A 12,604-nucleotide genomic window follows, 5' to 3' on the forward strand; every position below is an offset into this window, starting at 1 on the left:
CCGTTCTGGTTGCGAGAGCGGTGCTCTCGCAACCAGGATGCGCGCTCGGACACGAAAGAGCAAGAGCACTGCTCTCATTTGTGTGCAGTGCTCTCGTGTGGCATGGTGACCGGATGGCACCGACAGCACGCGAGCTCGCCCGGCAGACGATCCGGGCGGACATCCTGGCCGCTGCGCGCACCCGCCTCACCGACGAGGGGCCCGCAGCGCTCAGCCTCCGAGCCGTTGCCCGCGACGTCGGCATGGTGTCGTCCGCGGTGTACCGGTACTTCCCGAGTCGCGACGACCTGCTGACGGCGCTGCTCATCGTCGACTACGACGAACTCGGCGCAGCGGTCGAGGCTGCTGACGCCGCGGCCGGCCCGGAACCGGGTGCACGCTGGGTCGCCGCGTGCCGCGCGATCCGATCGTGGTCCGTCGCGCACCCGGGCGACTTCGCGTTGCTGTTCGGGTCGCCCGTGCCGGGCTACGCTGCAACGCGCGAGACGGTCGTGCCCGCCGCGCGGACGACGCTCGCGCTGGTGCGGGTGGTGGCCGATGCGGTCGCGCCCCGCGGGGACGTCACGTCGGCGTCGGGGGCGGACGGGAGGCCCGGATCACCCGCCGCGCCCACGGCGGCTCCCGGGGCGGCCGGCCCCGCAGTCGCGGACGCAGTGACCACCCTGCGGTCGCTCGGCATCGCACTGCCCGACGAAGTCCTGGTCCGCACCCTGATGGCCTGGTCGATGGTGTTCGGGACGATCTCGTTCGAGCTCTTCGGCCACTTCGTCGGCTCGGTGTCCGACGGCGCCGGCTACTTCGACCAGGTGATCGCGCGGCTCGCCGACGACCTCGGGTTCGCCGCCGCGTTCTGACCCGGTCGTGCGGGTCTGCCCGGGCCGTTGTCCACGACTCGCACTCGGGGCCTGACAGAGTGCCGGTCACTGCGGTAGACAGGTCCCTACGCCGAGGTCGTGCCCGACGACCGGAGCGGACGGCCGGCACGGTGTCCCCTGGGCGGCGGCCGGACGGCACCACACCCGGGCGTGCGCTGCGGCCGGGGTCCGCGCGGATCAGGAGGCACCCTTGCGACGCAGCTCGGCCGGCGACCCCGCAGTCGGAGCGACCCGGTGACGGCGCTCGACGTCAGCCGCCAGGACCGCCGCCGGCTCACCACCGGCACGGCTCGCCGACGACTCGTCACGGTGCGCACGGTCGCGCTCCTGGCGTCGATCGCCGGCGTGAACTACGTCGTCTGGCGCTGGGCCGCCTCGGTGAACTGGCACTCCTGGTGGATCGCCGTGCCGCTCATCCTGGCCGAGACCTACAGCGTCATCGACTCGCTCCTGTTCGCGTTCGGGGCGTGGCGCCTGCGCGAGCGCGGTGAGCCCCCGACGAAGCCGTCCTCCGACGTCACGGTCGACGTCTTCATCACCACCTACAACGAACCCGTCGAGATGGTCGTGCGCACGGCCCGTGCGGCGCAGGCGATCACACACCCGCACACGACGTGGATCCTCGACGACGGCAACCGCCCCGAGATGCGTGCGGCCGCCGACTCGCTCGGCATCGGCGTCATCACCCGCGGTGCCGACTGGATCGACCGTCCCCGGCACGCCAAGGCCGGCAACCTCAACAACGCCCTGCTCGCGACCCAGGGCGAGTTCCTGCTCATCCTCGACGCCGACCAGGTACCGGAGCCCGGCATCCTCGACCGCACGCTCGGCTACTTCAAGGACCCGCGGATGGCGCTCGTACAGACGCCGCAGTGGTTCGAGAACGTTCCCGAGGCGGACCTGCTCGGCAGTCAGGCGCCGCTGTTCTACGGGCCGATCCAGCAGTCGAAGGACGGCTGGAACGCCGCGTTCTTCTGCGGGTCGAACGCGATCCTGCGGCGCGAGGCACTGATGCAGCTCGGCATCTCCCGCTACGTGGTCGAGGTCGAAGCCTCGGTGCAGCGCACGATCACGACGTCGCGGAAGCTGCTGGCCCGTGCGCGTGAGACCGAGACGGACCCGCGGGTGCTCGGCGCCCTGGACGAGGCCGAAGCCGTCGTCGACCGCGCTCGCGACCAGGTCCGGGCCGGCGAACCGCTCGGCGACGTCACCTACGCGTTCCAGCGGGGGATCGACACGATCGCCTTCCGGTTCGCCGCCGCCGACCTCGAGTCGGTGCGGAACGACCTGCAGGAGCTCGCCGCGATGTCGACCGACGCGAACACCTTCGCCGGGCTCGACGACGCCGCGCTCGACGTGCTCGGGCGGCGCGACGCATCGCCCGTGGCGGCCATCGAGTCGATCGCGGTCCTCGCACGGGCACTCGACGTCAACCGCGACGACGAGGCGCAGCCGATCATGCCGCTGGCGACGATCTCGGTGACCGAGGACATGGCCACCGCCATGCGGCTGCACGGGCTCGGCTGGAAGTCGGCGTACCACGACGAGATCCTGGCGAAGGGCCTGGCGCCGGAGGACCTGCCGACCATGCTCGTGCAGCGGCTCCGTTGGGCGCAGGGCACCATGCAGGTGTTCTTCCGCGAGAACCCGCTGGTGCAGAAGGGCCTGTCCTGGGGGCAGCGCCTGATGTACTTCTCGACGATGTGGAGCTACCTGTCCGGGTTCGCCGCGATCGTGTACATCGCGGCCCCGGTGCTCTGCCTGTCGTTCGGCGTCGTCCCGGTGCAGGCCTACAGCGTCGACTTCTTCGCCCGGCTGATCCCGTTCCTCGTGCTCAACCAGCTCCTGTTCTGGGTGGTGGCCGCCGGCAGGCCGACGTGGCGTGGGCAGCAGTACTCGCTCGCGCTGTTCCCGGTGTGGATCGAGGCGGTGACGAGTGCGTTCGAGAACGTGTTCCGCGGCAAGCCGCTCGGGTTCCGGGTCACGCCGAAGGTGCGCGACGACACCGAGCAGAAGCCCCGGTGGGACCTCGTCAAGCCGCAGCTCATCGCGATGGGGGCGCTGGTCGCGGCACTGATCCTGATCGGCATCCGCTACCTGACCGGGCAGGCGTCGGGCATCGCGCCGCTCGTCAACACCGCATGGGTCGTCTTCGACCTGTTCATCTTCAGCATCGTGATCCGGGCCGTGCTCTACCGCGGCCCGGGCACGGGAGTCCAGTCAGAGCACGAGTCGAGCACCGCCGGAGGACCACTGTGAACGCCGAGACCACCTTCGACGTCGCCGCGACGCCCGTGTCGCTCGACGAGGTCCAGGACCGCTTCGGCGTCTGGTGGGACGGCCTCGGCATCGACGACGCCCGGCTCCGCTTCGCGCTGGAGACCGCGCTGGCCGAGGTCGCGGCGAACATCGTGGAGCACACGATCCGTGCCGACCAGGAGACCGGTCGGCGCTACACCGTGCGGCTCGAGTCGACCGAGCGGGCGCTCACCGCGGAGCTCACCGACAACGGTCTGCCCGTGGACATCGACCTGAGCGCCGTCACGATGGCCGACGTCGAGCAGGAGAGCGGACGCGGTCTGGCGCTCGCGATCGCCGCCCTCGACCGCCTGGAGCACCGGCACGAGCACGGGCACAACGTCTGGACGCTGGTGTGCGACCGGTGAGGCTGCTGGCGGCCCGCGTGGTCGCCGTCCTCGTCACGATCGCGACGCTCCTGCTCGGCGGTGCACTGCCGGCGTCCGCGGTGACGGTGCACACGGCCGCGGCGACGGAGCCGGCGAGCGGGACGACGTGGTTCGGCCCGGACCTCGACTGGGGCGACGACTCCCCGGCGGGGTACGAGGGACGGCTCGGTGCGACGCCGTCGATGTACGGGGTGGAGATCGACTACCCGCTGGACCGCTCGGCCAGGCGAGAGCTCCTCCGCGCGACGCGTGCCGCGGCGACGCAGGGCGCGGTCCTCGTCGTGAGCCTCGAGCCCGGGCAGTCGCTCCGGTCACTCGACGCCGCCGACGCCCGCGCCGCGAACACCGCGTTCCAGGAGATCCACGACCAGTACGACACCCAGGTGCTCGTGCGGTTCGCGCCGCAGATGAACGGCACGTGGGTGCGCTGGGGGCAGCAGCCGACCCAGTTCGTGCAGGCGTTCCGGACGCTCGCGACCGCCGTGCACGGCGGCGACTCCGACGCGCGCATGGTGTGGTCGCCGTCGTACGGTGCGGGGTACCCGTTCGGCGAGTCCGCGGGACGACTGGCAGACCTCTCCGCGACCGACGTCGCGAAGCTCGACACCAACGGCGACGGCGAGCTGACCGCGGCCGACGACCCCTACGAACCGTACTGGCCGGGCGACGCCTCGGTGGACTGGGTCGGCTTGTCGATGTACTACTTCGGCAAGGGCAAGTCGACCGAAGCCGCCGGTCGTGACGTCCCCCTCACCCGCAACGACGTGCCGGAGCGTGGCGAGGTCGAGTCCCGGTTCGACGAGACGTGGGGCTACGAGCAGCAGCAGGCGGACAGCTTCTACGACCGGTTCGCCGTCGACGGCGACCGGTCGATGCTGCTCGACACCGGTGCACTGTACGACCACACCCGCCGGGGCGACGCGGAGCTCCCGGTCAAGCAGGGCTGGTGGCGGCAGGTGATCGCCTCGGTCCAGGACCGCCCGTTGATCCGGGGCGTGACCTTCCTCGAGACGAACCGCCGCGAGCCTGAGGCCGGGAACCGTGTCGCCGACTGGCGCGACACAGCGGTGCCCGGGATCGCCGGGTCGTTCCGCACCGACCTCGAGCGCGGCGACCACTTCGCCTTCGGGCCCGTCACCGACCGCATCACCACGCAGCAGGGCAACGCCGCGACCGACCAGCAGTACGACACCGGCGGCGACCAGATGGCGTGGATCGTCTGGGTCGCGGTGGGCCTGGCGGTGGTGTTCCTGCTGAGCGGGCTGTTCGGACGGTTGCTGCCGAGCTGGCGCTACCCCGACGACGGCAAACCCGGGCGTGACCTGCGTCTCGACCTGTTCCGCGGGTTCATCATCCTGGCGGTGGTGATCACCCACATCGAGATCGGCGGGCCGTACTCGTACCTCACGCTGCACGCGGTCGGTGCGATCACCGGTGCCGAGATGTTCGTGTTCCTGTCCGGCATGGTCCTCGGCATGACCTACCCGTTCGCCATCAAGAAGTTCGGCGAGTGGGCGGCCGCGATCGGGGCGTGGAAGCGTGCCCGAAAGCAGTACCTCGTCACGCTCGTGGTGATCGCGGTCGTCTTCGCGCTGAGCTTCGTCCCGTTCCTGAACACCGACGCGATCACGACGTTCACCGACCGGGGGACCGGAACCGGGGGTGTCGGTGCCGAGGGCCGGGTGTACGACCTGTACCCGAACGCGATGCAGCTGCTCGGCTACCCGCCGCCGTGGTACGCCATCCGACAGTTCCTGCTGCTCGAGATGGGCCCGTGGCCGTTCAACATCATGGGCCTGTTCGTGGTGCTGAGCCTGTTCATCCCGCCGCTGCTCTGGCTGATCCGGCGTGGCTTCTGGTGGGTGGTGCTCGTCGTGAGCTGGGCGCTCTACGTGTTCCAGGCACTCAACCCGGAGTTCCGCCCGCTGAACTCGCAGTTCGAGGCGGTCTTCCCGCTGCTCACCTGGCAGGTCGTGTTCACCCACGGGCTCGTGCTCGGGTACTACCGACGGCAGATCATCGGCGCGCTCACCGGGCGTCTCGGCAAGGTGCTGGTCGGCATCGGTGTCGGCGGCTACGCGGCGTTCCTGGTGTACGTCTGGGCGGCGAACCACGCCGGGTTCACACCGGTCCCGTTCCCGGCGTCGATGTACGAGGACCTGTACAACACGGCGTACCAGCGGGTGGACCTGCAGTGGGGCCGACTGGTCGACATCGCGTTCTTCGCGATCGTGTCGTACGCGATCCTGACGGTGTTCTGGAAGCCGATCTCGACGGCGATCGGCTGGCTCTGGATCCCGATCGGGCAGGCCAGCCTCTACGTCTTCGTGTGGCAGGTGTTCTTCGCGCTGGCGATCGCGTCGATCCCCGGCGTGCCGTGGGGCGACTTCTGGATCGGCTTCGTGGTGCACTCGGCGTTGATCCTGCTGGCCTGGTACATGGTCCGCAAGAGGTTCCTGTTCTCGGTCATCCCGCGTTGACGTGACCGCGGGACGGACGGGAGGCCCGTGGCGGCGTCGCCACGGGCCTCCCGTCCGTCCTCGGTCGCGTCCACCGCACGCGCCGCGCTCGACAGGAGCGGTCGCGGTCCCGCGACTCGCCGCTCACGTCCGCCGAGGTTCCGATCGGGAGCCTGACGGCCGCCGACATGCCGAGATTTCGGAACCTCGGGGGAACACGCGCGGGCGTGCCGGGGCGCCTACGGCGTGGGGACGGGGGCGCTCAGTGCCTCGCGCACGGGGCCCCAGGCGGCCAGGCGGTCGCGGACCGCGTCGTGCCGCTCGGCGGCGAGTGCCTCGACGTGTGCGCGCTCGAGCACCTCGTCGATGACGATGCGCTGCCCGGTGCGGGTCGACGCGATCGCCGCCTCGACCATCGCGAGGCTCATGACGTTGCCGTGCACCTCACCGTCCGGGGTCTCGCCGGAACGCACGGCGTGCACGAACGACGTCAGCGCCCCGGCGATCTCGTGCCCCACGCTGGCAGCGGGCGACGGCGTGCCCAGGGTGCCGTCGAGGTCGCTGGACGGGTCGTGGTCGCCGTCCCACAGCGCCGTGCCAGCCGCACCCGAGGCTCGCCAGTCGCCGTTCCACGAGGTCTCGGCCCCCGGCGCGCACCACGAGCCGTCGTACACGTACCGGACGTCGTCCTCGAAGGCGAAGACCGCTGCCGCCGCCGCGTCGCCGCGGTACCAGGACCACGACGGGTTCCACGACTCGCAGTACACCGACACCGGGTCCCGTTCGAGCACGTAGCGGGCGGAGTCGAACGCGTGGATCGCCATGTCGAGCAGCAGGACGTCGTCCATCTGCTCGCGGAAGCCGCCGAAGTGCGGGGCCTTGGCGAACCGGGTGCCCAGGCCGCCGATCGCGCCCAGGCCGCGCACGTGCTGGCGGAACGCGACGAGCTGGTCGTTGTAGCGCCGCGACTGCGACACCATGAACAGCTTGCCGGTGGCCTCGGCGGCCGCGGCGAGCGACAGTGCCTCGGCGACCGTCTGCGCTGCGGGTTTCTCGCCGAGCACGGGGAGCCCGGCGTGCAGGGCCTGCAGCGTGACGGGGTGGTGCGCGACCGGGACGGTGATGTCGAGCACCGCCTGTGCACCGGTCTCGGCGGCGAGCACGGTCAGGTCGGTGCCGACGGGGATGCTCGGATCGCCGGCGTGTTCGGCACCGGCCCGGGCGGCATCGAGGTCGAGGTCGACGATGCCGACCAGCTCGACGTCGGGGTCGGCGGCGACGGTGCCGAGCCAGGCCCGGCCCATGCCGCCGGCACCGACCTGCAGGACGCGGAGCGCGGTCACGCCTGCGCCCCGGCGTGGTCGTCGACGGGGGCGTCGTCGACAGAGGCGTCGTCGACGGGCGCGTCGTCGAACGGGCCGCGGTAGTGCTGGCCCTCGAAGTACTCGCCCAGGTCGTAGCGGCGGAGCGTCGGGATCTCCCGCTCGCGCTCCGGCCGCGCCCACTCGGTGGCGTTCGCGATCACGCGGCGGACGTCCTTGTGGTGGTACACGGGGAAGTCCTGGTCGCCGGGCGAGAAGTAGAAGATCTTCCCCATGCCGCGGCGGTACGTCATGCCGCTCCGGAACACCTCGCCGCCGGTGAAGCCCGAGATGAACACGAGCTCGTCGGGGGTCGGTACGTCGAAGTACTCGCCGTACATCTCCTGCTCGGGGATGACGATCGGGTTCGGGACGCCGCGGGTGATCGGGTGCTGCGGGTTGACGGTCCAGACGAGTTCCTGGTCGTGCTCGCTCCGCCAGCGAAGAGTGCACGTGGTGCCCATCAGCTTGCCGAAGATCTTCGACCAGTGGCCGGAGTGCAGGACGACCAGGCCCATGCCGGACAGGACGTGCTTGTGCACCCGGTCGACCACGGCGTCGTCGACGTCCTGGTGCGCGGCGTGCCCCCACCAGGTCAGGACGTCCGTCGCGGCCAGGACCTCGTCGGTCAGGCCGTGCTCGGGTTCCTGCATGGTGGCGGTCCGGACGACGGCGTCGGGCAGGTTCTCGCGGATGCCGTCGGCGATCGCGCCGTGCATGCCGTCGGGGTACCGCTCGGCGACGTGCTGCTCGACCTGCTCGTGGACGTTCTCGCCCCAGACGGTGATGCGCAGCGGGGTGGTGGTCATGGTGTGCCTTTCTGGCTGGGGTACGTGGTGGCGTCGGTCCGGGGCCGTCACTTGACGGCACCGCCGAGGGCACCAGCGGAGATGTACTTCTGCGCGAAGATCAGCAGGACGGCAGCGGGCAGGGAGGCCAGTACCGAGGTCGCCATGACGGGTCCCCAGTCGGTGACGTTCGAGCCGATGTAGTTGTAGATGCCGAGCGTGATCGGTCGGACCGCGGTCGTCGACGTCAGGGTCAGTGCGATGAGGAAGTCACCCCACGCGCCGAGGAACGTGAAGAGCGCCGCGGTGACGATGGCGTTCCGGCTGATCGGCACGACGATCGACACGAACGCCCGGAAGTCGCTGGCGCCGTCGACCAGTGCGGCCTCGACCAGGCTCGGCGGGATCGACTCCATGAACGCGCGCATGAGCAGGATGGCGAACGGCACCTGGACCGCGCTGTCGGCCAGGATCAGCCCGACGTAACTGTTGAGCAGCCCGATGTTGTTGAACAGCGTGTACAGCGCGTTCGCGATGACGATCGCCGGGATCATCTGGGTGATCAGCAGCACGAGCAGGAACACCCGGCCGCCGCGCATCCGGAACCGGGCCAGCCCGTAGGCGGCCGGCGTCGCGATGGCCAGCGTCAGCAGGACGGTGCCGAGGCCGATGATCATGCTCGACAGGAAGTTCTGCCCCTGCTGGGCGAACGCGGCCTCGTACCCCGCGAAGGTGGGGGAGAACGGGAACCACGTCGCCGTAGCGGCCCCGGACGTCGCCTGCAGGCTGGTGTTCACCATCCAGTAGACGGGGAACACCATGATCGCGAGGAACACGCACCCGAGGATCGTGAACGGGATGCCCTTGGCGGAACCGCGCGGGCGGGGTGCCCGGGTGGTCCGCTTCGTCGTGATCGCGCGGGTGGCGGTGACGGTCTGGTTCGCGAGTCCGACGCTCATTCGTCGACCGCCTTCCGGGAGATCGCGATGTAGACCATCGCGAAGACGAACGAGACGACGATGAGCACGTTGCTCACCGCGGCTCCGATGCCGAACTGGAAGTTGATGAACGACTGGTGGTACGCGTTCGTGGCGAGGGTCTGCGTCGAGTTCGCCGGCCCGCCGCCGGTCAGGCCGAGGATGATGTCCACGACCTTCAACGTGTAGACGACCCCGAGCACGACCACGACGCTGACCACCGACCGGATGCTCGGCCACGTGATGTACCAGAACGCCTTGAACCCGGTGGCGCCGTCGAGCGACCCGGCCTCGTAGAGCTCCGGCGGCACGGACTGCAGGCCGCTGTAGAGGATCGTCGTGTTGAACGGGATGCCGAGCCACACGTTGACGCCGATGACGGCGATGAGCGCGAGGCTCGGGCTGACCAACCACGGGACCGGGGCGATGCCCACCACACCGAGGAGCTGGTTGAGCGCCCCGCTGTCCTGGTCGAGCAGCCACTTCCACACCGCGCTCGAGGCGATGAGCGGCAGCAGCCACGGCAGGAGCAGGAGCCCCCGCAGGAAGCCCGACAGCGGGAAGTGCCGACGGAAGAACAACGCGAGGCTCAGCCCGATGACGAACTGCAGGATGATCGAGCCGGCCGTGAACAGGGCGGTGTTCACGAGGCTCGTCGTGAAGACCGAGCTCTGGAACACGGAGATGTAGTTGCCGAGTCCCACCCAGGGGGCCTCGCCGGTGAAGAAGGTCGCCGTCGTGTAGTCCTGGAAGGACATGATGATGTTCTTCACCACGGGGTAGCCGAAGAAGACGGCCACGAAGACCGCCGCTGGCACCACGAAGAGCCATCGGGTCACGCCGGATCGGAACCGGGCTCGTCGTTGCCCGGGTCGGGGTGTCGTCACGGGCGGGATCGTCCGTGGTCGTGTCTGTGTCGAGGCGCTCACGCCGGGGTCCTTTCCTGCACGCCGGAGGGAGCCGACCGGTCGGCCGGCTCCCCGTGGACTACTGCTCTTGCGACTGCGCCTGCTTGAGCGCTGCCTCGGGGCTGGCCTTGCCGGTGAGGGCGAGCTGGACGGCGGTGTAGATCTTCGTGGCGGCCTTGGGCCAGTCGGGTCCGAGCTCACCGGTGCGCGCGCGAGCGGTCTGCACCGTGGTGACGAAGGACGCGACCTGCGGGTGGTCCTTCGCCCAGGCGGCGCCGGCCTCGAGGTTGGTCGGCACGTTGCCGCTGACCTCGGACAGGGTCTTCTGCATCTTCTGCGAGTGGAGGCAGCCGACGAACTTGCCGGCGAGCTGCATCTTGTCCTTGTCGCCGGTCTGCGGGACGGTGAACGCCTCGCCGCCGAGCGGTGCGACCGTGGCCTCGCCGGTGCGCGTCGGGATCGGGACGCTGTCGAACTCGAGGCTCTTCTTCTCGTTGAGCGCCGGCAGCTGCCAGGGACCGTTGATCATCATCGCGGCCTTGCCGGCCAGGAACTGGTTGTTGACGTCCGCCTGGGCCCAGTTGATCGAGCTCTTCGACATCGAGCCGTCATCCTGCAGGTCCTCGACGAGCTGCAGCGCCTGGGTGGCGTCCGCGGTGGCGATGTCCTTCTCGTCACCGCCGTTCGACCAGAAGAACGGCAGGAACTGCCAGGTGCCCTCGTACGTGTTGATGTTGCTCATCGCGAAGCCGTAGGTCGAGCCCTTGGTGAGCTTCTTCGCCGCGGCCTTGAGCTCGTCCCACGTCTTGGGCGGCTGGACGCCGGCGTCCGCCAGGAGCTTCTTGTTGTAGTAGAGCGCGATGGAGTTCGTGTTCGACTGCAGGCCGTAGAGCTTGCCCTTGTAGGTGCTCGCCGCCTTCACGCCGGGGACGTCGCCGTCGGCGTCGAGACCGTAGTCGGACAGGTCGGACAGGGCACCGGAGGAGGCGATCTGCTGGACGTCGGGGTTGTCGAGCATGAGGACGTCAGGCAGCGTCTTCGACGATGCCTGCTGCAGCACCTTCGCGATCAGACCGGCGCCGGCGACGTGGTTGATCGTGACCGTCGCGCCGACCTCCTTCGCGCAGGTCTTGTAGACCGGGTTGTAGTTCGCGTCGTAGTAGTCCTCGATCGTCAGGGCCTTGCTGCCGCCCGATGAGGCCGATCCGGAGCCGGAGCAGCCGGACAGGACCAGGGGGATCGTGGCGACGACGGCGACAGCGCCGACGAGGGCGCGCGTCCGGCGGGACATGGAGGGGAATCTTTGCTTCATTGCAGAGCTCTTCTCTTGACGGGTGCTGGGGCAGGCACGCATCGACGAGGCCGCTGACGTCATCGTCGCTGTGCTCCTGGGGCGAGAAGCTAACAGATAAGCGCTTCACCTGTAAAGCGCTTTTCTGACTTCGTGCGCGCTAAGATCAGCGCCATGGCCACGATGCAGCAGGTCGCCGATCGGGCGGGGGTCTCGATCGCCACCGTGTCCTTCGTGGTGAACGGGACGAAGTACGTGACCCCCGGCACGACCGCGCGGGTGAAGACCGCGATGCGCGAGCTGAAGTTCCGCGGCAACGTCGTCGCCCGGGCCCTGGCGAGCCGGCGGACCCGGATCATCGCGCTGCTGTTCCCGACCACCGGCAACCGCTTCAGCCCGACGACCTCGCAGTTCTTCATGAGTGCGGCGGAACGGGCGTCCGAGCGGGGCTACCACCTCGTGCTCTGGCCGGTGGACCCCGCTGGTGACGACCTCGACGACCTCGTGTCGGGTGGGCTCGTGGACGGCGTCATCCTGATGGAGGTGCGGATGGACGACCCCCGCGTCGCCGTCCTCACCGACCTCGGCGTGCCGTTCACCCTGATCGGCCGGACCCGCGACAGCAGCGGTCTGCCCTTCGTCGACATCGACTTCGAGACGACCATCGAGGACAGCCTCGACCACCTCGAGACGCTCGGGCACCGCCGGTTCGGACTCGTGCTCGAGGACCTCGAGGGCACCCCGATGGCCGGCTACGCCCCGCACCTGCGCGTCGAGGCGACCTTCCGGCGCGCGATCGCCGAGCGCGGGCTGGCCGGGACGGTCGTCACCGCCGGGCCGGGCAGCGACGGCGGACGGCAGGCCACGAGCGACCTGCTCGCGGCGGACCCCGACGTCACGGCGCTGCTCGTGATGAAGGACGACTCGTCCGCCGGTGTCCTCGTCGGCCTCTACACCGCCGGGCGGCGGGTCCCCGAGGACGTCTCCGTGCTCAGCATCGCGTCGTCCGAGGCCAACGCTGACCAGCACTACCCGCGGCTGTCGACCATGGTCGCCCCGGGCCAGGAGCTCGGGATCCGGGCCGCCGACGCCCTCATCGAACAGCTCGACGGCACCTCCGACGACCTGCCGCACTTCCTGCTGCCGTGCACGCTCCGCACGGCGGAGTCCACGGCCCCCGCCCCCGCCTGACCACCTGCCGGACGGGAGGCGCGGTCCGGCGCCGCCACGGGCCTCCCGTCCGCCCGTTCCCACGTTT

10 protein-coding genes are annotated in these 12,604 nt (G+C 69.9%); 5 read left to right on the top strand and 5 right to left on the bottom strand.

The genetic code is table 11. From position 1 onward, the window contains the following. Nucleotides 1-113: 113 nt before the first annotated feature. From ACIPV1_RS09485 to opgC, 4 genes are all read left to right on the top strand, one after another. Nucleotides 114-854 carry a TetR/AcrR family transcriptional regulator gene (locus tag ACIPV1_RS09485; RefSeq protein ID WP_402726266.1) on the top strand — a complete coding sequence of 247 codons (741 nt, stop codon included), beginning with the start codon at nucleotides 114-116 and terminating at the stop codon, nucleotides 852-854. Nucleotides 855-1,184: 330 nt separating this feature from the next. Then, nucleotides 1,185-3,134: a glycosyltransferase gene (locus tag ACIPV1_RS09490; protein ID WP_395875409.1), complete on the top strand. Its 1,950-nt coding sequence runs from the start codon at nucleotides 1,185-1,187 to the stop codon at nucleotides 3,132-3,134. Further along, on the top strand, nucleotides 3,131-3,541 hold the full coding sequence (locus ACIPV1_RS09495) for an ATP-binding protein (protein WP_402726267.1): 411 nt from the start codon (nucleotides 3,131-3,133) through the stop codon (nucleotides 3,539-3,541). Before ACIPV1_RS09490 ends, ACIPV1_RS09495 begins: the two co-directional genes overlap by 4 nt. Further along, nucleotides 3,538-6,042: an OpgC domain-containing protein gene (gene opgC, locus ACIPV1_RS09500; protein WP_123939112.1), complete on the top strand. Its 2,505-nt coding sequence runs from the start codon at nucleotides 3,538-3,540 to the stop codon at nucleotides 6,040-6,042. The genes ACIPV1_RS09495 and opgC overlap by 4 nt, the downstream gene beginning before the upstream one ends. A 218-nt stretch (nucleotides 6,043-6,260) precedes the next feature. On the opposite strand, the gene ACIPV1_RS09505 is transcribed toward opgC, so the two are convergent. The 5 genes from ACIPV1_RS09505 to ACIPV1_RS09525 form a co-directional block, all read right to left on the bottom strand. Beyond that, nucleotides 6,261-7,364 carry a Gfo/Idh/MocA family protein gene (locus tag ACIPV1_RS09505; protein WP_260155067.1) on the bottom strand — a complete coding sequence of 368 codons (1,104 nt, stop codon included), beginning with the start codon at nucleotides 7,362-7,364 and terminating at the stop codon, nucleotides 6,261-6,263. After that, a complete protein-coding gene (locus ACIPV1_RS09510) occupies nucleotides 7,361-8,191 on the bottom strand; it encodes a ThuA domain-containing protein (protein ID WP_123939111.1) in 831 nt (276 codons plus the stop codon). The genes ACIPV1_RS09505 and ACIPV1_RS09510 overlap by 4 nt, the downstream gene beginning before the upstream one ends. Nucleotides 8,192-8,238: 47 nt before the next feature. Beyond that, nucleotides 8,239-9,129: a carbohydrate ABC transporter permease gene (locus ACIPV1_RS09515; protein ID WP_111084887.1), complete on the bottom strand. Its 891-nt coding sequence runs from the start codon at nucleotides 9,127-9,129 to the stop codon at nucleotides 8,239-8,241. Continuing rightward, nucleotides 9,126-9,986, bottom strand: a complete 861-nt coding sequence (locus tag ACIPV1_RS09520; RefSeq protein ID WP_123939110.1) for a carbohydrate ABC transporter permease — start codon at nucleotides 9,984-9,986, stop codon at nucleotides 9,126-9,128. The genes ACIPV1_RS09515 and ACIPV1_RS09520 overlap by 4 nt, the downstream gene beginning before the upstream one ends. Nucleotides 9,987-10,134: 148 nt before the next feature. Beyond that, nucleotides 10,135-11,346 carry a sugar ABC transporter substrate-binding protein gene (locus ACIPV1_RS09525; RefSeq protein WP_123294666.1) on the bottom strand — a complete coding sequence of 404 codons (1,212 nt, stop codon included), beginning with the start codon at nucleotides 11,344-11,346 and terminating at the stop codon, nucleotides 10,135-10,137. A 174-nt stretch (nucleotides 11,347-11,520) separates the two neighbouring features. Between ACIPV1_RS09525 and ACIPV1_RS09530 the strand changes: the two genes are divergently transcribed. Next, nucleotides 11,521-12,537 carry a LacI family DNA-binding transcriptional regulator gene (locus ACIPV1_RS09530; RefSeq protein ID WP_173170643.1) on the top strand — a complete coding sequence of 339 codons (1,017 nt, stop codon included), beginning with the start codon at nucleotides 11,521-11,523 and terminating at the stop codon, nucleotides 12,535-12,537. The last annotated feature ends 67 nt before the right edge of the window (nucleotides 12,538-12,604 follow it).

Origin of the sequence: Curtobacterium sp. NPDC089991, assembly GCF_044748425.1 — a bacterium.
Lineage (GTDB): Bacteria > Actinomycetota > Actinomycetes > Actinomycetales > Microbacteriaceae > Curtobacterium.

Excerpts from the sequence above, each read along its gene's own strand:
- ACIPV1_RS09510 (WP_123939111.1), bottom strand. The coding sequence starts at position 8,191 with ATGACCACCACCCCGCTGCGCATCACCGTCTGGGGCGAGAACGTCCAC.
- ACIPV1_RS09485 (WP_402726266.1), top strand. The coding sequence starts at position 114 with ATGGCACCGACAGCACGCGAGCTCGCCCGGCAGACGATCCGGGCGGAC.
- ACIPV1_RS09530 (WP_173170643.1), top strand. The coding sequence starts at position 11,521 with ATGGCCACGATGCAGCAGGTCGCCGATCGGGCGGGGGTCTCGATCGCC.
- ACIPV1_RS09515 (WP_111084887.1), bottom strand. The coding sequence starts at position 9,129 with ATGAGCGTCGGACTCGCGAACCAGACCGTCACCGCCACCCGCGCGATC.
- ACIPV1_RS09525 (WP_123294666.1), bottom strand. The coding sequence starts at position 11,346 with ATGTCCCGCCGGACGCGCGCCCTCGTCGGCGCTGTCGCCGTCGTCGCC.